Genomic DNA, 19,440 nt, shown 5'->3' with positions numbered 1-19,440 from the left:
GGCTCATGCCAAGGCCCCGTGACGAACCGTCCCTCCTCGTTCACCGGCGGTTCGGATCGCGGCCTGTCCCAGGACCCGGTCACCACGTTCGGCGTCGGGTTCGTAGAGCACCGCCGACTGCCCGGCGGCCACCCCGCGCTGCTCGGCGTCGAGCAGGATCCGCAGCCCGCCGGTCTCGTCGGCGGTCACCGCGCAGGGCACGGGCGTGCCGTGCGCGCGCAGCTGCACCTCCGCCCGGAACGGCGGCACCGGCGGCTCCCCGGTCCACGTCGGAGCGCCGGTGACGACCAGTCCCACGCCGGCGAGGTCGGCGGTGCCGATGGTCACCGTCCGGGTGACCGGCTCGATCCCGAGCACGTAGCGGGGGCGCGAGTCACCGGCGCTCACCCCGAGGCCGCGCCGCTGGCCGACGGTGAAGCCGTAGGTGCCGTCGTGCTCGCCGACGGTCGCGCCGGTGGCGGCGTCGACCACGGGGCCGGGGCGGCTGCCCAGCCGGCGGGCGAGGAACCCGCGGGTGTCGCCGTCCGGGATGAAGCAGATGTCGTGCGAGTCCGCCTTGGTGGCGACGGCGAAGCCCCGCTCCGCCGCGATCTCCCGCACGCGGTCCTTCGTCATGCCCCCCAGCGGGAACATCGCCGCGGCCAGCTGCTCCGCGGTCAGCACCCCGAGCACGTAGGACTGGTCCTTCGCGGCGTCGACCGACCGCCGCAGCTCGCCGTCGGCCAGCCGCGCGTGGTGGCCGGTGACGACGGCGTCGAAACCGAGCGCCCGCGCCCGGTCCAGGACGGCGGAGAACTTGATCTTCTCGTTGCAGCGGAGGCAGGGGTTCGGCGTGCGACCGGCGGCGTACTCGGCCACGAAGTCCTCGACCACGTCCTCGGTGAACCGCTCGGCCATGTCCCAGACGTAGAACGGGATGCCGAGCTCGTCGGCGACCCGCCGCGCGTCGTGGGAGTCCTCGACGCTGCAGCACCCCCGCGCCCCGCTGCGCAGCGTCTGCCGGTCCGGGGAGAGCGCGAGGTGCACCCCGGTGACGTCGTGGCCGGCATCGACGGCGAGCGCCGCGGCGACGGCGGAGTCCACTCCCCCGCTCATCGCGGCGAGCACCCTCACCGGCGTCCCGTCCCGGCCCGCCGGGCGCGCTCGACCACCGGGGCGATCACCTCGAGCAGGGCGTCGACGTCGTCGTCGGTGCTGGTGTGCCCGAGGCTGAACCGCAGCGAGCTGCGGGCCCGGTCGGGGTCGGCGCCCACGGCCAGCAGGACGTGGCTCGGACGGGCCACCCCGGCGCTGCACGCCGACCCGGTCGAGCACTCGATGCCGCGGGCGTCCAGCAGCATGAGGAGCGCGTCGCCCTCGGCGCCGGGGAAGGACAGGTGGGCGTTGCCGGGCAACCGGCCGGGGCCGGAGCGCACCACGTCGTCGAGCGGGGCACCGTTGAGCTGCGCGTCGGGCACCTGCGCGGCGACGCCGGCCACCAGCCGGTCGCGCAGCCGGGCCAGGCCGGCGACCCGCTCGACGCGGCCCTGCACCGCCGTGTGCGCGGCCACTGCCAGCCCGACGATGGCGGCGACGTCGAGGGTGCCGGAGCGGACGTCGCGCTCCTGGCCTCCTCCGTGCAGCAGCGGCGTGCACTCGGCGTCGCGGCGCAGCAGGAGGGCGCCGGCGCCCATGGGCCCGCCCAGCTTGTGCCCGGTCATCGTGAGCGCGTCGACCCCGCTGGCGCCGAAGTCGACCAGCACCTGCCCGACGGCCTGCACCGCGTCGGTGTGGAAGGGGACGCCGACGTCGTGCGCGGTGGCCGCGAGCGCAGCGACGTCGCTGACGGTGCCGATCTCGTTGTTGGCCCACATGACGCTGGCGACCGCGACGTCGCTGCCGTCGCCGAGCGCCTCGGCGAGCGCCTGCGGGGTGACCCGGCCCGTCGGCTCGACCGGCAGCCAGGTGACCTCGGCGCCCTCGTGCTTGGCCAGCCACTCGACGCTGTCCAGGACGGCGTGGTGCTCGGCCGGGCTGACCACGATCCGGCGACGGCGGGAGTCGGCCTCGCGCCGGGCCCAGAACAGCCCCTTGATCGCGAGGTTGTCGCTCTCCGTGCCACCGCCGGTGAACAGCACCTCCGAGGGCCGGGCACCCAGCGCCTCGGCCAGCCGCTCGCGGGCCTGCTCGGCGGCGCGGCGCGCGGCCCTGCCGCTCGCGTGCAGCGACGAGGCGTTGCCCACGCGGCCGAGCTGCTCGGTCATCGCGGCGAGCACCTCGGGCAGCATCGGCGTGGTCGCCGCGTGGTCGAGGTAGACCGGCTCGGAGTACGTCATGACGCGCTCAGGGTAGTCGCGGGAACGGCCGCAGCCGCTGTCGCCGTCGGGGAACCACCCGCACGCGGGGCGAGCACCGCGCCGGTGACCGCGACGGCCGACAGCACGACCACCCCGGCCACGACCGCCAGCGGCAGCGTCAGCGCCCCGGTGACCGCAACGGCGACGAGGACCCCGACCACGCCGACGCAGAGCGCGGCTCCGGTGACGTCGGCGATCTGGAAGGCCGCGGAGTCCGCGCCGCGGGTGGCGTCGGACGAGCGGTCCAGCAGCAGGACGCTGAGGCTGGGCATGCCCAGCCCCATGCCGAGCCCCGCCACCGCCCAGCTCGCGTACGCCGGCCAGCCGCCGATCCCCGGGACGGCGATGGCCGCGGTGGCCAGCAGCCCTGCGGTCAGGACCACGAACCCGAGCCGCAGCAGGCGCACCCGCGACCAGTGCGCGTTGCGCCCCTGCAGCTGCGAGGCGGTGGCCCAGCCCAGGGCGCCGGCGGTGAGCGGGATCCCCGCGGCGGTGGCGGAGTACCCGTGCAGCTCGGTGAGGGCCAGCGGGAGCAGGGCGTCCATGCCGAAGAAGGCGCCGGCCAGCAGGCCGCGCCCGGCGACCACCGCGGGCAGCCCCGGTCGGGCGACGGCGGTGCCCGCGGGCAGCAGCGGGCGGAGGCCGAGGACCAGTGCCAGCAGCCCGGCGACGGCCAGCCCGGCCGCCAGGAGGTCCAGGCGCTGCCCGGCGTACTGCAGCGCCCCGATGCCCACGCCGGCCAGCAGCGCCCACCAGCGGCGGGCGGACGCGGGGGCGGCGGCCGCGGCCGGCCGGGCCAGCGCGCGGACCGCGGGCAGCACCAGGCCGAGGCCGAGGAGGATGAGCGGCAGCAGCCCGAGGAAGACCAGCCGCCAGGTGAGGTGGGTGGTGAGCAGCCCGGCGACGACCGGGCCGATCAGCGCCGGCAGCACCCAGGCCGCGGCGAACGCGCCGAACAGCCGGGGCCGCAGGCCGGGGGCGAACGCCTGACCGGCCACCACGTACAGCGAGACGGCGATGACGCCGCCGCCGACCCCCTGCAGCGCCCGCGCCGCGACGAACACCGCCATGTGCCCCGAGACGCCGGCGGCGAGCAGCCCCGCCGCGAACACCGCCACACCGGTCAGCAGCGCGACCCGGGACCCGCGGCGGTCACCCAGGTCACCGCCGAGCACCATCCCGACGACGGAGGCGACGAGGAAGGCGCTGAACGGCCACGCGTACCAGGCGAGCCCGTCGAGCTCCCGGACCGCGGTCGGCATCGCCGTCGCCACCGCCATCGCCTCGAAGGCGACGAAGGTGACCAGCATCAGCAGCCCGGCGGTGGTCAGCCGGTGCGCCCGGTCGAACAGCGTCGGGGGCGCTCCGGTCTCCACGCCGTGCCCAACCATCCGCGCCCCCGGCTGCTTCCCGTCCCCCGACACAAGTCGAGCGCCGACCCCCGGAGGGATCGGCGCTCGACCGGTTGTTCAAGCCTTGCGGGTTCAGTCCGCGCGGCCGGCCCCGTCCAGAGGCTCACGCCGAGCGGAGCGAGGCGTGAGGAGGACGGGGTCCTTCACTTGCGGGCGTTGATCTGCTCGGTGGCCTGCGGCACGACCGTGTTCAGGTCGCCGATGACACCGAAGTCGGCCAGCTCGAAGATCGGGGCCTCGGGGTCCTTGTTGATGGCCACGATGGTCTTCGAGGTCTGCATGCCGGCGCGGTGCTGGATCGCACCCGAGATGCCGACCGCCACGTACAGCTGCGGCGAGACGGTCTTGCCGGTCTGCCCCACCTGGAAGCTGTGCGGGTAGAAACCGGAGTCCACCGCGGCGCGGGAGGCGCCGACGGCGCCGCCCAGCGAGTCGGCCAGGGCCTCGATGATCGAGAAGTTCTCGGCGCTGGCCACACCGCGACCACCGGAGACGACGATAGAGGCCTCGGTGAGCTCGGGGCGGTTGCTCTTCTGCTCGACGACGCGCTCGACGACCCGGACCTGCTTGGCCGCGTCGCTGATCGACACCGACACGGGCTGCTCGGCGCCGGCGGCCGGAGCCGGCTCGGGGGTGACCGAGTTGCCGCGCAGGGTGTAGATCGGCGTGCCGGTGGTGACCTTCGAGTGGACGATCGTCGCCCCGGCGAACGCGGCCTGGGTCGCGGTGCCGTCGGCGGCGATCTCGGTGACGTCGGTCAGGAAGCCGCTGCCGGTCTTGACGGCCAGGCGCGCGGCGATCTCCTTGCCCTCCGGGGAGGACGGGATGACGACGGCGGCCGGCGACTTCTCGCCCACCAGCTGGGCCAGCACCTCGGCCTTGGGGGCCACGAGGTAGTCGTCGATGTCGGCCGACTCGGCCACGTAGACGGTGGCCGCGCCGTACTCGGCGAGCTGGTCGCGCACGCCGGCCGCGGTGCCGGGGGCGCCGAGGACGACGGCCGAGGGCTCACCGAGCGCGCGGGCCGCGGTGAGGGCCTCCAGGGTGGTCTTGCGGACGCCGCCGCCGGCCGGGTTCAGCTCGGCCAGGACCAGGACCTCTGCCATGATTTTCTCCTCTTCCTTCGATCCGGGCCGGGCTCAGACGATCTTCTGGCTGGCGAGGAAGTCGACGAACTTCTGCGCGCCGTCGCCCTCGTCGGGAACCTTGACGCCCTCGCCCTTGGGCGGGCGGCCGGCGAAGTCGAGCACCTGGGTGGTGGCGTTGGCCAGGCCCACCGTGGAGGCGTCGACGCCGAGGTCGGCCAGGGTCCTGGTCTCGACCGGCTTCTTCTTCGCGGCCATGATCCCCTTGAACGAGGGGTAGCGAGGCTCGTTGATGGTGTCCCAGGTGGAGATGATCGCCGGCAGCGGAGCCTCGAGGGCCCAGTAGCCGCCGTCGGTCTGCCGCTCGACCTTGGCGGTGCCGCCGTCGATGGTGACCTTGCGGGCCCCGGAGAGCTGCGGGATTCCCAGGCGCTCGGCCAGCAGGGCGGGCATGACGCTCATCTGGCTGTCGGTGGCCTCGGCCCCGCACATCACCAGGTCGTACTCGAGCTGCTGCAGGGCGGCGGCCAGGACGGCGCTGATCTGCGAGGCGTCCGAGCCGTGGATCGCCTCGTCGCTGACGTGGACGGCCTTGTCGGCGCCCATGGACAGCGCCTTGCGGATGGCGTCCGTGGCGTCGTCGGGGCCGACGGTGAGGACGGTGACCTCCCCGCCCTGCGCCTCCTTGATGGTGAGCGCCTCCTCGATGGCGTACTCGTCCATCTCGTTGATCACGTTGTCCGCGGACGCCCGGGCGACGGTGTTGTCGGCCGGGTCCAGCTTCCGCTCACTTCCCGAGTCCGGGACCTGCTTGACAAGAACGACGATGTTCATCGCGCTGAACCTTCCTCAGGACGCGTTCAAGACGCGGGCACGGTGACCCGCCTGGCTCCGATCATGGAGGCTACTGCGCAGTAACGCTGCTGCGGCACGAGGGGCCGGTGAGGCACGTCACGGCGACCTCCCCCGCGTCCCGCGGGCCGGCAGGACGCAGGCAAGGTCAGGTCGCCGCCCCCGACGGCTCCGGCAGCAACCGGCGCAGCACGTCGGCCAGCGTGATGACGCCGATCACGGCGCCGGCGTGAGTCGCCAGCGCGAGGTGGTTCCTGGTCTCCCGCATCGCGGTCAACGCCGCGTGGACGGTGGTGTCCGCGTCGAGGCGGAAGACGGGGCGCGCGAACTGCTCGGCGGGAGCGTCGTCCGGTGCCGAGAGGGTGTCGCGGACGTGCACGACGCCGGCGATCCCCGCTCCGTCGTCGACCAGGATCCGCAGGTGCCCGGTCGTCCGGGTGGCTTCGCGCACCTCACCGGCGGTCCCGTGCACCCCCACGGCCACCAGCGGGGCGCCGGGACGGACGAGCTCGCCGACGGTGAGGCGCTCGAGCTCCAGGGCGCTGGAGAGCTGGCCCGAGAACCGTGCGTCGAGGGCGCCGACGTCCACCGAGTGCTCCACCAGGTGCCGCAACGCTGCGGAGCCGTGACCGGCTGCGACCCCGTTCGCCGGTTCGACGCCGACGCTGCGCACCAGGACGTTCGCCGCCGAGTTGAGGACGCGCAGCAGCGGACGGAACACCGCCATGAACGCCCGCATGGGCAGCGCGAGCATGGTCGCGGAGCGCTCCGGGTGGGCGATCGCCCACGACTTCGGGGCCATCTCCCCCACCACCAGGTGCACGAACGTGACCACGACCAGCGCCAGGACGAAGCCCACGACGTCGGCGGCGACAGGCGGCAGTCCCCAGGCCTCGAACACCGGGGTCAGCCAGTGGTGCACGGCGGGCTTGCTGATCGCACCGAGCGCGAGGGTCGCGGCGGTGATGCCCAGCTGCGAGCCGGCCAGCAGCAGCGTCAGCTCCGAGGAGCTCCGCAGCGCGGCCCGGGCGGAGCGGCTGCCGGCGGCCGCGTCCTCCAGGCGGTGCCGCTTGGCCGCCAGGGCGGCGAACTCGACCGCCACAAAGAAGGCGCTGAGCGCGACGATGACCACCGTCGCGGGCAGCACGACCCAGGGGCTGCCGCTCACCGGCCGGCCTCCTCGGTCGCGGTGGGGGCCTCGACCCGGCGGGGCAGCTCGAGGCGTACCCACGACGGGACGTGGCGTTCGACCGCCAGCACCTTGAGGCGCAGCTGCCGGGGGGCGGGGGCGCCGTCGGCGACCAGATCGGCGAGGTCGGGCGGCAGCTCGACCTCCAGCCGGGTGCCGGGTTCGGGAAAGGCTCCGTGGACGGCGATGACCAGGCCGGCGATCGTCTCGAAGTCGCCCCGCGGCAGGTCGGCGCCCAGCGCCCGCTCCACCTCGTCGACGTGCACGTCGCCCGGCATCTCCCACACGCCGTCGCCCTCGACCGGGACGTACCCCGAGTGCTCGGCGTCGTGCTCGTCGGTGATCTCACCGACGAGCTCCTCGGCCAGGTCCTCGACGGTGATGACACCGGCGAAGCCGCCGTACTCGTCGATGACGCAGGCCAGCCGGTCGTCGGTCTGCCCGAGCAGCAGCAGCGTGTCGGGCAGCGGGCTGAACGTGGAGACGGTCAGCGGGGGCCGGGCGATCGTGGTGACGGGCGCGCTGTCGGGCGCCGTGGTGGTCAGCAGGTCGACCAGGTGCACCACGCCGACGACGTCGTAGGTGTCGCCCGCCAGCACCGGGTACCGGGAATGCCCCTGCGCCATGAGCGTGCGCAACTGGCCGATGGTGTCGGCATCGGTCACCGTGTCCACCCGCGGGCGGGGGGTCATCGCGTGCCCGGCGTCCCGGCCGGGGAAGTCGAGGATGCGGTCGAGCATCATCGACAGCTCCGCCGGCAGGTCCCCGCTCTCCCGTGAGTCCTCCACGATGTGCTCGAGGTCGCGCGCGGTCGCGGCCTGCTCGACGTCGTGCACCGGCTCGATGCGCAGCGCCTTCAGCAGCAGGTTCGATGCGGCGTCGAAGACCCGGATCAGCCAGCCGAAGACGGTCAGGTAGAGGACGGTCGACCGGGCCAGCCACCGGGCGACGGGCTGGGGCCGGGCGATGGCGAGGTTCTTCGGGAAGAGCTCGCCGAACAGCATCTGCACGACCGTGGAGAACAGCAGCGCGAGCACCGCGCCGATGCCCACCGACACCGCGGCGGGGATGCCGATGCCGCCGAGCAGCGTGCCGAGGGACCGCCCGATCAAGGGCTCGGCGACGTAGCCGACGAGGAGCCCGGTCACGGTGATGCCCAGCTGGGCGCCCGAGAGCATGAAGGAGGTGCGACGGGTCACGGTCAGCGCCTGCTCGGCGGCGGAGTCACCGTCCGCCGCCAGGGCGGTGAGCTCCGACCGGTCGACCGCCATGTAGGCGAATTCCTGCGCCACGAAGTAGCCCGTGACGACGGTGATGCCGAAGACGACGAGCACGCCGGTCAGGAGGGTGAGGACCTCGGTCACCGGCCGCGAACCCCCTCGTCGGATCCGGGGGGCGCGGCCGGGCGTCTGTGACTCGTACTCATGTCTCTCTTCGTGGGCCGGTGGGGGCGGGCGACGCCTCCGCGACCGCCCAACGGTGCGCGGGCCCCGAGCGTTCCGCGACCGAGCCGCTCAGGCCGGGGGCCACTCCCCCGTCGCGGCGAACCGCCGGAGGATCTCGGCGTACGGGGCGAGGTCCAGCCCCTGCGCCGCGACCCAGTCGTCGGAGTAGTAGGTGCGCGCGTACCGCTCCCCGCCGTCGCACAGCAGGGTCACCACGCTCCCCTGCCGCCCGGCGGCGACCATCTCGGCGACCAGCCCGAAGGCGCCCCACAGGTTGGTGCCCGTCGAACCCCCCGCCCGGCGTCCGGTGACCTGCTCCAGGTGCCGCATCGCGGCCAGCGACGCCGCGTCGGGCACCGCGATCATCCGGTCGACGATGGTCGGCACGAACGAGGGCTCCACGCGCGGCCGCCCGATGCCCTCGATGCGCGACGGCGTCCCCGTCGTCCAGCCCGGCTCGCCGGCCGCGTACCCGGGGAAGAAGGCGGAGTTCTCCGGGTCGACCACGGCCAGCCGGGTCGGGTGCCGCCGGAACCGGAGGTACCGGCCGATGGTGGCGCTGGTCCCGCCGGTGCCGGCCCCGACCACGACCCACTCCGGCACCGGGTGCCGCTCGGCGGCGAGCTGCTCGAAGATCGACTCGGCGATGTTGTTGTTGCCGCGCCAGTCGGTGGCGCGTTCGGCGTAGGTGAACTGGTCGAGGTAGTGCCCCCCGCACTCGTCGGCGAGCCGGCGGGCCTCGTCGTACATCTCCGGGGCCCGGTCGACGAAGTGGCACCGCCCTCCGTGGAACTCGATGAGCGCCACCTTCTCCGGGCTGGTGGACCGCGGCATCACCGCGATGAAGGGCAGGCCGAGCATCCGGGCGAAGTAGGCCTCGCTCACCGCCGTCGACCCGCTGGAGGCCTCCACCACCGTGCTGCCCTCGGTGATCTGCCCCGAGCACAGCCCGTAGAGGAACAGCGACCGGGCCAGCCGGTGCTTGAGGCTGCCGGTCGGGTGGGTGGACTCGTCCTTGAGGTAGAGGTCGACCCCCCACTCGGGCGGCAGCGGGTAGACCAGCAGGTGGGTGTCCGCGCTGCGCCGCGCGTCGGCCTCGACGGCCGAGACGGCGCGGTCGACCCACGCCCGGCCGCCTGGGTCGGACCGGTCGAGGACGGCGTCCACGGGGGTCAGCGGCCGGTGAACTCGGCCTTGCCCGGACCGTTCTCCAGGAAGGAGCGCATCCCGGACTTCTGGTCCTCGGTGTCGAACAGCTCGGCGAACAGCCGGCTCTCCAGGTCCAGCCCCTGCTCGATCGGCAGCTCGAGGCCCTCGTCGATCGCCCGCTTGGCCGCCGCCAGGGCCAGCGGCGGGCCGGCGGCGAGCTTGCGGGCCATGGCGAGTGCGGTGTCGTACACCTCGGCGTCGGGGACGACGGCGTCGGCGAGCCCCATCTCCAGGGCCTCCTCCGCACCCACGTGGCGGCCGGTGAACACCAGGTCCTTGGCCCGCGCCGGGCCGACCAGCCGGGCCAGGCGCTGGGTGCCGCCGGCGCCCGGGATGACGCCGAGCAGGATCTCGGGCTGGCCGATCTTCGCCCCCGCCCCCAGCACGCGGAAGTCGGCGCACAGCGCCAGCTCGTAGCCGCCGCCGAGCGCGTAGCCGGTGACGGCGGCGATGACGGGGCGCGGGATCCGCGCCACCGCGCGGAACGAGTCCTGCAGCTCCTTGCCCCACGCGGTCATGCCGGTGGCGTCGAGCTGCGACATCGCCTTGATGTCGGCGCCGGCGGCGAAGACCCGCTCCCCGCCGTAGATGACCACGGCGCGCACGTCGTCGCGCTGCCCGGCCTCCAGCGCCGCGGCCCGCACCTCCAGGTGCAGCTGCTCGTCGATCGCGTTCATCTTCGGCCGGTCGAGCCGAATCGTGCCGACACCGTCGGCCACCTGCAGGGTCACGAATTCGGGCATGCGGGGAGCCTATCCGTGGCCCCCTCCAGGGCACCGCCCCGAGCGTGCGAGGGGTGGGAAGGAGGGGGTCCTTCTGCTAGCGAGCCCGGCGGGCGGTGAAGCGGCCGTCGGTGCGGGTCAGCTCGAGCGGGAGCCCGAAGGTGTCCGACAGGTGCCCGGCGGTGAGGACGTCGTCGGCCGCACCGGAGGCCACCACCTCGCCCTCCCGCAGCAGCAGCGCGTGGGTGTAGCCCGGCGGGATCTCCTCGACGTGGTGCGTGACCAGCACCTGCGCGGGCGCGTAGTGGTACTTCGCGAGGTCCGTCAGCCGGGCCACCAGGTCCTCGCGCCCGCCGAGGTCGAGGCCGGCGCCGGGCTCGTCGAGCAGCAGCAGCTCGGGATCGGGCATCAGCGCGCGGGCGATCTGGGTCCGCTTGCGCTCACCTTCGCTGAGCGTGCCGAAGGGCCGGTGCGCGTACTGGGCCACCCCCCACTGCTGCATGAGCATCCCGGCCCGGGTCAGGTCGTGGACGTCGTAGCGCTCCCGCCAGCGGCCGACGACGGCGTAGCCGGCCGACACGACGATGTCGCCGGTCCTCTCCGACGGGGCGATCCGCTGGGCGAGCGAGGCGCTGGTCAGCCCGATGCGGGGCCGCAGCTCGAACACGTCGACGGCCCCGAGCGTCTCGCCCAGCAGCCGCACCTCTCCGCGGGTCGGGTGCAGCTGCGCGGCCGCCAGCTGCAGGAGCGTCGTCTTCCCCGCCCCGTTGGGGCCGAGCACCACCCAGCGCTGGTCCTCCTCCACCACCCAGTCGATGCCGCGGAGCAGGTGGTTCTGGCCCCGGACGACGTCGACCCCGGTCATCCGTACGACCGCCCCCTCGGGGGCGTCAGGGTTCGCCACGCCCCCATCCAACCAAGCGGCGCGGCGGTCGGTGCGCCCGCTCCGGGCGAGGACTTGGCACGATCGCCCGGTGACCGATCTCCCGGCCGCCGGCCACCCGCTCCTCGACGTGCTGCCCGGCGCGCCCGCCCCCCTGGGCGCGGTGTGGGACGGCCGCGGGACGAACTTCGCGCTGTGGTCGGCCGGCGCCTCCGCCGTCGACCTGTGCCTGTTCGACCCCGACGGCGCCGAGCACCGGCACCGGCTCGAGGAGACCACCCACCAGGTCTGGCACGGCCGGCTCCCGGGCATCGGCCCCGGGCAGCGCTACGGCTACCGCGTGCACGGTGGCTACGACCCGTTCTCGGGGCAGCGGTTCAACCCGGCAAAGCTGCTGCTCGACCCGTACGCGCGGGCCGTCGACGGCGAGCTCCGGCTGCACACCGCGCTCTTCGGCCACCCGTTCGGCGCCCCCGACTCCGCCGTCCCCGACGACCAGGACTCCGCGCCGTACGTGCCGCGCGGCGTCGTCGTGCACGACCCGTTCCCCTGGGACGGGGACCGCCCGCTGCGGCGCTCGTGGTCCGACACGGTCATCTACGAGGTGCACGTCAAGGGCGCGACCGCCCGTCATCCCGGGGTCCCGCCGCACCTGCGCGGCACCTACGCCGGGCTCGCCCACCCGGCGTTCGTCGAGCACCTGCTGGCCCTCGGCGTGACGGCGGTGGAGCTGCTGCCGGTGCACCAGTTCGTCAGCGAGCCGCACCTGCTGCGCCGCGGGCTGACCAACTACTGGGGTTACAACACGCTCGGCTACTTCGCACCGCACGCCGCGTACAGCTCCTCCGGCAGCGGCGGCGGGCAGGTGACCGAGTTCAAGACGATGGTGAAAGAGCTCCACGCCGCCGGTATCGAGGTGATCCTCGACGTGGTCTACAACCACACCGCCGAGGGTGACCACACCGGGCCGACCCTGTCGTTCAAGGGCATCGACAACCCCGGCTACTACCGGCTCGACGGCGGCAACCCGGCCCGTTACACCGACTACACCGGCTGCGGCAACACCCTCGACGTGCGGCGGCCGGCGGTCCTGGGGCTGCTCATGGACTCCCTGCGCTACTGGGTGACCGAGATGCACGTCGACGGCTTCCGCTTCGACCTCGCCTCCGCGCTGGCCCGCTCCATGCACGACGTCGACCGGCTGTCGGCGTTCTTCGACGTCGTGCACCAGGACCCCGTGGTCAGCCAGGTCAAGCTGATCGCCGAGCCGTGGGACATCGGCCCCGGCGGCTACCAGGTCGGCAACTTCCCGCCCCCGTGGACGGAGTGGAACGGCAAGTACCGCGACACCGTGCGGGACGTGTGGGCGGGCGCCCACGTCGGGGTGCGGGACCTCGCCTACCGGCTGACCGGCTCCTCGGACCTCTACCGCTCCGACGGCCGCCGTCCGTTCGCCAGCATCAACTTCGTCACCGCGCACGACGGCTTCCCCCTCGCCGACCTGGTGAGCTACGAGCACAAGCGCAACGAGGCCAACGGCGAGGAGAACCAGGACGGCGAGAGCCACAACCGGAACTGGAACTGCGGCGTCGAGGGGCCCACCGACGACCCGGAGGTGCTCGCCCTGCGCGCGCGCCAGGTGCGCAACCTCCTGGCCACGCTGCTGCTGTCCACCGGGGTGCCGATGCTCACCGCCGGTGACGAGCTGGGCCGCACGCAGGGGGGCAACAACAACGCCTACTGCCAGGACAACGAGATCTCCTGGCTGGACTGGGACAACGCCGACGAGGACCTGCTCGCCTTCGTCACCCGGCTGGTCCGGCTCCGGCGCGGCGCCCCGGTGCTGCGGCAGGAGGCGTTCTTCGAGGGGCACGAGCTGGCCGGCACCGGCGGCACCCGCGACCTGGCGTGGTTCGCCCCGGGTGGAGGTCAGCTCACCACCGGGCACTGGTTCGACACCGGGCTGCAGACGGTCGGCATGTACCTCGACGGCCGCGGCATCCGGCACCGCGACGAGCACGGCCACCCGGTGGTCGACGACTCCTACCTGGTTCAGGTGCACGCCGGGCCCGACCCGGTGACCGTCGAGCTCCCCGGCCCGCCGTGGGCCGACGGCTACGAGCTGGTGCTCTCCACCGAGTACGCCCGCGGCACCCCGCCGGAGCCGACCTTCGTGGCCCCGGGGCCGCTGGTGGTGCCCGGCCGCTGCGTCTGGCTGCTCCGCGTCGAACGCCGCCCCTGAGACGTCGACTGCGCAGTTGTTGCCGCCGACACGCGGCGGCACGCCGTCCTGAGCTGCATCAACTGCGCAGTCGGGCGGCCCCCACGACGCACGAGAGCCCCCGGTCCTGGTGACCGGGGGCTCTCGGTGGTTCGCCCTGCAGTTACTCCTGCGGCTGCTCGAAGGTGATGACGGTCCAGCCCAGCAGCAGGCGGTCGCCGTCGGAGAGCGGGTGGGCCACACCCGGCTCCAGCTGGGTCCACTCGGTGGCCTCGGGGCCGGCGACGTGGGTGCCGTTGAGCGAGCCGAGGTCGACCAGCGAGACCTCGCGGCCGTTGCGGGTCAGCGCGGCGTGGGCGGAGGAGAGCACGTTCTGGGTGTCGGCTATCGGCACCGCACGCGCCGAGCCGCTGGAGACCATCTCGTGGTTGTCGGGACGCCGGCCGAGCACGAGGTCCTCGTCGATGGTGACCACCATGCCGTCGTCGAACCGCAGGATCGGGGTGGCCTCGGCGGGGTCCGGCCGCCAGAAGGCGGTCTGCTCCCCCGAGTCGGGGCGGGCCGACGCCGCCGAGGAGCCCCGGCCGGCGCCGAAGCCCGCGTCCGTGCCCGCAGAGAACGACGACTGCGCCGCCGCCACCGGTGCCGCGGCGGCGACCGGCGCCGCACCGGCCAGGTGCAGCGTGGCGCCACCGCCGGGCACGGTGCCCTCGACCAGGTCGTAGCTCACCCCCGGCGGGGTGCGCGGCGCCGACTGCCCCGGGCCCACGTAGAGCGACTGCCCCAGCGAGAAGCCGGCCGCGAGCGTGCCGCCCTCGACCGACGACCCGGAGACCGGGACGCCGTCGACGGCCGGCTGCCCCTTGCCCGCCCACAGCGCGACACCGGTTCCGGCGTCGGCGGTGACGACGAGGGCGAAGGACACGCTGCCGGAGGCGAGGGAGCTCAGCTGACCGGCGACGGCGGCGAGGACGCGGTCGGCCCCGGGACCCGTCACGCCCAGGCAGGCGTGCAGGGCCGACACGAGGGCGGGCGAGCCGGGAGCGTCGACCCACAGCAGGCCGCCGCCACGGCGGGCGACGACGGCATCTCCGGGGAGGACTTCACAGCGGTCGGGCATGGCGTCCAGCCTAGTGATCCGCGAGCGGTCTGGCTGGGCGCGGGCCGACGCCACGCCGGGGCGTCACGACGTCACACGGTGTCGCTGGGGCCGACGTGGTGGATGAGCCGGCTGAGCCCGGCTACGCCGTGCTCACCACGCCGAGCTCCGCCGGATCGGCGAGGTGCTCCGAGTGCGGGAGGACGCGCACCGTGTAGCCGAAGGCGCCCGTCCGCTCCAGCGGCACGGTGGCGGTGAACCAGTGGCGCGTCCCGTCCGCGTGCTCGTGCGCCATGGGCACGGTGGTCACCTCGTGCAGCCCGTCGGCGTCGTCGACCCGGCCGTAGGCGGCCTGCACCTGGACGTCGCCGGGCTGCAGCCCCGGCAGCTCGACCTCGGCCCGCAGCGCGAGGGTCGAGCCGATCTCCGGGGTGTCGCCGGCGCCGGTCGCCTCGACGTGGGCGACGCGGACGTCGTGCCACTGGGACAGCAGGTGCGCCCGCCACGAGGCCTCGGAGCGCGCCGGCGCGTAGCCGTCGGCGGCCATCGCACGGGCCGAGCCGGCGGCCGGCACGTACAGCCCCCGGACGTAGTCGCGGACCATCCGGGTGGCCAGGACCTTGGGGCCGGTCTCGCGCAGGGTGTGCCGCACCATCTCGACCCAGCGACCCGGCACGCCGTCGCTGTCCCGCTCGTAGAAGCGCGGCAGCACCTGGGTGCTCAGCAGGTCGTAGATCGCCCGGGCCTCCACCTCGTCGCGGCGGTCGGAATCGGCGACGCCGTCGGCGGTGGGGATCGCCCAGCCGTTCTGCCCGTCGAACCACTCGTCCCACCAGCCGTCGCGGATGGAGAGGTTCAGGCCGCCGTTGAGCGCGGCCTTCATGCCCGAGGTGCCGCAGGCCTCGAGCGGGCGCAGCGGGTTGTTCAGCCAGACGTCGCAGCCCCAGTAGAGGTAGCGCGCCATCCCGATGTCGTAGCCGGGCAGGAACGCGATCCGGTGGCGGATCTCCGGGTCGTCGGCGAACTCCACCATCTGCTGGATGAGCCGCTTGCCGCCGTCGTCCGCGGGGTGGCTCTTCCCGGCGATGACCAGCTGCAGGGGTCGCTCGGGGTCCAGGAGGAGGGCCTTGAGCCGCTCCGGGTCGCGCAGCATCAGCGTCAGCCGCTTGTACGAGGGCACCCGGCGGGCGAAGCCGATGGTGAGCACGTCGGGGTCGAAGGCGGTGTCGGTCCACCCCACCTCCGTCTCGGTGGCGCCGCGGGACAGCGCGGTCTCCCGGATCCGCCGGCGCACCTCCTCGACGAGGCGGCCCCGCAGCGCCCGGCGGACGCCCCACAGGACGTCGGCGGGGATCTTGTCGACGCCGTCGAAGTGCACCGGCCCGTCGACCGTGACCGGATCGCCCTGGCTGGAGGTCTGGGTGCCCATCTCCACCAGCTCGCGCGCGGTCCAGGTGGGGGCGTGCACGCCGTTGGTGATGGAGCTGATGGGCACGTCGCTCTCGTCGAAGCCCGGCCACAGGTCGTTGAACATCCCCCGGCTGACGTGCCCGTGCAGCGCGCTCACCCCGTTGGCCCGCTGGCCCAGGCGCAGGCCCATGTGCGCCATGTTGAACTTCGTCGGGTCGTCCTCGGCGCCCAGCGGGAGCAGCTGGTCCATCGGCACGCCGAAGCCGGTGAAGTAACGCTCGATGAGCGCCTTCGGGAACCGGTCGATGCCGGCCGGCACGGGGGTGTGGGTGGTGAAGACGGTGCCCGCGCGCACGGCCTGGAGCGCCTCGGCGAAGGTGAGACCGTGCGCCTCGGTGAGCTCCCGGATGCGCTCGACGCCCTGGAAGCCGGCGTGGCCCTCGTTGGCGTGGAACACCTCCGGCTGCGGGGTGCCGGTCAGCGAGCAGTAGGCGCGCAGCGCCCGCACCCCGCCGATGCCCAGCAGCATCTCCTGCCGGAGGCGGTGGTCCTCGTCGCCGCCGTAGAGCCGGTCGGTGACCAGCCGCTCGCCCGGGGCGTTCTCCTCGATGTCGCTGTCCAGCAGCAGCAGCGAGACCCGGCCGACCTGCGCGCGCCAGACGTGCGCGTGCAGGGTCCGCCCCTCCGGCAGCGGCACGGTGATGACCACGGCCGAGCCGTCGGCCTGGCGGAGCAGCTTGATCGGCAGGCCGTGCGGGTCCAGCGAGGGGTAGTGCTCGAGCTGCCACCCGTCGGCGGACAGCCCCTGGCTGAAGTACCCGGCCCGGTACAGCAGGCCCACGCCGATCAGCGGGACGCCGAGGTCGGAGGCGGCCTTCAGGTGGTCGCCGGCGAGGATGCCCAGGCCGCCGGAGTACTGCGGGAGCACCTCGCTGATGCCGAACTCGGCGGAGAAGTAGGCGATGCTCCGCGGCGCCTCGTCACCCAGCGACTGGTACCAGCGCGGGGTGGCGAGGTACTCCTCCAGGTCGTCGACGGCGTCGGTCAGCCGGCGGACGAACCGCCGGTCCTTGGCCAGGGTGGCCAGGCGTTCGGCCGACACCTCCCCCAGCACGCGCACCGGGTCGCCGCCGCAGCGGCCCCACAGATCGGGGTCGAGGGCCTCGAACAGGTCGCGGGTCTCGACGTGCCAGGACCAGCGCAGGTTCGTCACCAGCTGGGAGAGCGGCAGGAGCGGCTCCGGCAGAGCCGCGCGGACGGTGAACCGACGAAGAGCTCGCACCCGGCGAGCCTAACGAGTTGCGTGCCCTCCGTCGCGTCCGTCGCGCGGTGCCCCGCGGAGCCCGCCGGAGCAGGCCACCGACCCCGGACGGGTGAGGCGGGAGCTGCGGACGAGCGGCCGAGATGCTGGTGAGGCGGCAGCTCAGTAGCGTGGTCGGCGATGACTGGCCGCGCTGATCTCCGCCTCGGCATCACCGATGTCGCCCCCGTCGTGTCCTGCGGGTCCTTCTCGGCCCGCGCGGTGGTCGGTGAACACCTGCCGATCACCGCCACCGTCTTCCGCGAGGGCCACGACGCCGTCGCGGCCAACGTCGTGTGGATCCCACCCGGCGCCGAGGACGACCCCGGCCCGCTGCGCCGCCTGGCGAAGCACGGGCAGGAGCCCGACCGCTGGCTCACCACCGTGGTCCCCGACCGCGAGGGCTCCTGGTCCTTCCGCATCGAGGCCTGGAGCGACCCCCTGGCCACCTGGCGGCACGCCGTCGAGGTCAAGGTCGAGGCCGGCCAGGGCGCCGACGAGCTGGCCAACGACCTGGAGGAGGGCGCCCGGCTGCTCGACCGGGTGGCCGCGGACGCCGAGGAGGACTGGCGCGGCCGGGTGGAGGCCGCCGCCGCCGCGCTCCGCGACACCTCGCAGGAGCTGACCGTGCGCATCGCCCCGGCGCTGGCCGCCGGGCTCCAGCGCTACCTCTACGAGCACCCGGTGCGCGAGCTGGTCACCCGCTCCCCCCGGTACGAGGTGTGGGTCGACCGTCGCGAGGCCCTCTACGGCTCCTGGTACGAGTTCTTTCCGCGGTCGGAGGGCCCCGTCGTGGGCGGCGTCGCGACGCACGGCACCTTCACCACCGCCGCCGACCGGCTGCCGGCGATCGCGGACATGGGCTTCGACGTGGTCTACCTGCCCCCGATCCACCCGATCGGCAAGGTCAACCGCAAGGGCCCGAACTCCAGCCAGTTCCCCGGCGGCAACCCGCACGACGTGGGCCCCGACGACGTGGGCTCCCCGTGGGCCATCGGCAGCGACGAGGGCGGGCACGACGCCGTCCACCCGCAGCTGGGCACCATGGACGACTTCAAGGCCTTCGTCGCCCGCACCCGGGAGCTGGGCATGGAGGTCGCGCTCGACTTCGCGCTGCAGGCCGCGCCGGACCACCCGTGGGTCGAGACCCATCCGGAGTGGTTCACGACCAAGCCCGACGGCACGATCGCCTACGCGGAGAACCCGCCGAAGAAGTACCAGGACATCTACCCGATCAACTTCGACAACGACCCCGAGGGCATCTACGCGGAGTGCCGCCGGGTGATCCAGGTGTGGATCGACGCCGGGGTGACGATCTTCCGCGTCGACAACCCGCACACGAAGCCGCTGAACTTCTGGCACTGGCTGATCTGGGACGTCAAGCAGAGCCACCCCGACGTGCTCTTCCTCGCCGAGGCGTTCACCCGGCCGGCGATGATGCACCAGCTGGCGCGCATCGGCTTCACGCAGTCCTACACGTACTTCACGTGGCGCACCGGGCGCGAGGAGCTGGAGGAGTACGGCCGGGAGCTGGCCGCGAACAGCCACTACATGCGGCCCAACTTCTTCGTGAACACCCCGGACATCCTCCACGAGTCGCTGCAGTTCGGCGGCCCGCCGATGTTCAAGATCCGCGCCGCGCTCGCGGCGATGATGAGCCCCACCTGGGGCGTCTACTCCGGGTTCGAGCTCTTCGAGCACGTAGCGGTGAAGCCGGGCAGCGAGGAGTACCTGGACAGCGAGAAGTACCGGCTGCGCCCGCGCGACTGGGCCGGCGCGGAGGCGTCGGGCCGGAGCCTCGCCCCGTACCTGCGACGGCTCAACGAGGTGCGGCGCGCCCACCCGGCGCTGCAGCAGCTGCGCACGCTGCGCTTCCACCAGGTCGACAACCCCAACCTGCTCTGCTTCTCCAAGACCGACCCGGGCTCGGACGACGCCGTCATCGTCGTCGTGAACCTGTCCAGCCGCGACACCCAGATCGGGACGACGGCGCTGGACCTGCCGACGCTGGGCCTGGACTGGCACGAGCGATTCGGGGTCACCGACGAGCTGACCGGCGCCCGCTACGACTGGGGCCAGTTCAACTACGTGGAGCTCGACCCCTACCGGGAACCCGCCCACGTCTTCTCGGTCACCTTCCCGCGGCCCGTGCAGTTCCCCCCGCCGGTCGACTGAAAGAGGACCCGCCTGCCCCCACCCCCACCGCTCGCGTGCTCGCGGCGGGCCCCGGCAGGCGGGCCGCGCACTTCCACCCCAGGCACGACAGGAGAGGGGCAC

14 protein-coding genes are annotated in these 19,440 nt (G+C 73.8%); 2 read left to right on the top strand and 12 right to left on the bottom strand.

Going from position 1 to position 19,440, the window contains the following annotated elements; all coding sequences use genetic code 11:
* Positions 1 to 3 precede the first annotated feature (3 nt).
* The 10 genes from mnmA to ACI8AG_RS17075 all read right to left on the bottom strand — a co-directional run bounded on the left by mnmA (position 4) and on the right by ACI8AG_RS17075 (position 11,154).
* Positions 4 to 1,107 (bottom strand): tRNA 2-thiouridine(34) synthase MnmA, encoded by a 1,104-nt coding sequence (mnmA, locus tag ACI8AG_RS17120; RefSeq protein WP_456597998.1) that lies wholly within the window; start codon positions 1,105 to 1,107, stop codon positions 4 to 6.
* A gap of 2 nt (positions 1,108 to 1,109) precedes the next feature.
* Positions 1,110 to 2,315 carry a cysteine desulfurase family protein gene (locus tag ACI8AG_RS17115; RefSeq protein WP_456597974.1) on the bottom strand — a complete coding sequence of 402 codons (1,206 nt, stop codon included), beginning with the start codon at positions 2,313 to 2,315 and terminating at the stop codon, positions 1,110 to 1,112.
* Positions 2,312 to 3,712, bottom strand: a complete 1,401-nt coding sequence (locus tag ACI8AG_RS17110; RefSeq protein WP_456597973.1) for an MFS transporter — start codon at positions 3,710 to 3,712, stop codon at positions 2,312 to 2,314. Before ACI8AG_RS17110 ends, ACI8AG_RS17115 begins: the two co-directional genes overlap by 4 nt.
* Before the next feature lie 179 nt (positions 3,713 to 3,891).
* Positions 3,892 to 4,854, bottom strand: coding sequence for an electron transfer flavoprotein subunit alpha/FixB family protein (locus tag ACI8AG_RS17105; protein ID WP_456597972.1), 963 nt, complete (start codon positions 4,852 to 4,854; stop codon positions 3,892 to 3,894).
* Positions 4,855 to 4,887: 33 nt separating this feature from the next.
* A complete protein-coding gene (locus tag ACI8AG_RS17100; RefSeq protein ID WP_456597971.1) occupies positions 4,888 to 5,667 on the bottom strand; it encodes an electron transfer flavoprotein subunit beta/FixA family protein in 780 nt (259 codons plus the stop codon).
* Positions 5,668 to 5,833: 166 nt separating this feature from the next.
* On the bottom strand, positions 5,834 to 6,853 hold the full coding sequence (locus ACI8AG_RS17095; RefSeq protein ID WP_456597970.1) for a CNNM domain-containing protein: 1,020 nt from the start codon (positions 6,851 to 6,853) through the stop codon (positions 5,834 to 5,836).
* A complete protein-coding gene (locus tag ACI8AG_RS17090) occupies positions 6,850 to 8,238 on the bottom strand; it encodes a hemolysin family protein (protein WP_456597969.1) in 1,389 nt (462 codons plus the stop codon). The genes ACI8AG_RS17095 and ACI8AG_RS17090 overlap by 4 nt, the downstream gene beginning before the upstream one ends.
* A 150-nt stretch (positions 8,239 to 8,388) precedes the next feature.
* A complete protein-coding gene (cds1, locus tag ACI8AG_RS17085; protein WP_456597968.1) occupies positions 8,389 to 9,486 on the bottom strand; it encodes an L-cysteine desulfhydrase Cds1 in 1,098 nt (365 codons plus the stop codon).
* A gap of 5 nt (positions 9,487 to 9,491) precedes the next feature.
* A complete protein-coding gene (locus ACI8AG_RS17080) occupies positions 9,492 to 10,271 on the bottom strand; it encodes an enoyl-CoA hydratase/isomerase family protein (protein WP_456588883.1) in 780 nt (259 codons plus the stop codon).
* Between the two features lie 76 nt (positions 10,272 to 10,347).
* Positions 10,348 to 11,154 carry an ABC transporter ATP-binding protein gene (locus tag ACI8AG_RS17075; protein WP_456597967.1) on the bottom strand — a complete coding sequence of 269 codons (807 nt, stop codon included), beginning with the start codon at positions 11,152 to 11,154 and terminating at the stop codon, positions 10,348 to 10,350.
* 70 nt (positions 11,155 to 11,224) lie between these two features.
* On the opposite strand from ACI8AG_RS17075, the gene glgX reads away from it, so the two are divergent.
* Positions 11,225 to 13,375 carry a glycogen debranching protein GlgX gene (glgX, locus tag ACI8AG_RS17070; RefSeq protein ID WP_456597966.1) on the top strand — a complete coding sequence of 717 codons (2,151 nt, stop codon included), beginning with the start codon at positions 11,225 to 11,227 and terminating at the stop codon, positions 13,373 to 13,375.
* Between the two features lie 142 nt (positions 13,376 to 13,517).
* On the opposite strand, the gene ACI8AG_RS17065 is transcribed toward glgX, so the two are convergent.
* Together ACI8AG_RS17065 and glgP are read right to left on the bottom strand one after the other, a co-directional pair.
* Positions 13,518 to 14,474, bottom strand: coding sequence for an FHA domain-containing protein (locus ACI8AG_RS17065; RefSeq protein ID WP_456588886.1), 957 nt, complete (start codon positions 14,472 to 14,474; stop codon positions 13,518 to 13,520).
* A gap of 121 nt (positions 14,475 to 14,595) precedes the next feature.
* The gene (glgP, locus tag ACI8AG_RS17060; RefSeq protein ID WP_456597965.1) at positions 14,596 to 17,145 is read right to left on the bottom strand and encodes an alpha-glucan family phosphorylase; all 2,550 of its coding nucleotides are present in this window, start codon (positions 17,143 to 17,145) and stop codon (positions 14,596 to 14,598) included.
* Between the two features lie 159 nt (positions 17,146 to 17,304).
* Between glgP and ACI8AG_RS17055 the strand changes: the two genes are divergently transcribed.
* A complete protein-coding gene (locus tag ACI8AG_RS17055; RefSeq protein WP_456597964.1) occupies positions 17,305 to 19,338 on the top strand; it encodes an alpha-1,4-glucan--maltose-1-phosphate maltosyltransferase in 2,034 nt (677 codons plus the stop codon).
* The last annotated feature ends 102 nt before the right edge of the window (positions 19,339 to 19,440 follow it).

This window comes from Blastococcus sp. SYSU DS0552 (assembly GCF_054050815.1).
Note: the sequence above shows the minus strand (reverse complement) of the source record. Positions and strands in the feature narration are given on the sequence as shown.

Bases quoted from the DNA above. Each gene is read 5' to 3' on its own strand.
- ACI8AG_RS17115 (WP_456597974.1), bottom strand. From the start codon at position 2,315: ATGACGTACTCCGAGCCGGTCTACCTCGACCACGCGGCGACCACGCCG.
- ACI8AG_RS17080 (WP_456588883.1), bottom strand. From the start codon at position 10,271: ATGCCCGAATTCGTGACCCTGCAGGTGGCCGACGGTGTCGGCACGATT.
- ACI8AG_RS17055 (WP_456597964.1), top strand. From the start codon at position 17,305: ATGACTGGCCGCGCTGATCTCCGCCTCGGCATCACCGATGTCGCCCCC.
- ACI8AG_RS17065 (WP_456588886.1), bottom strand. From the start codon at position 14,474: ATGCCCGACCGCTGTGAAGTCCTCCCCGGAGATGCCGTCGTCGCCCGC.
- ACI8AG_RS17105 (WP_456597972.1), bottom strand. From the start codon at position 4,854: ATGGCAGAGGTCCTGGTCCTGGCCGAGCTGAACCCGGCCGGCGGCGGC.
- ACI8AG_RS17100 (WP_456597971.1), bottom strand. From the start codon at position 5,667: ATGAACATCGTCGTTCTTGTCAAGCAGGTCCCGGACTCGGGAAGTGAG.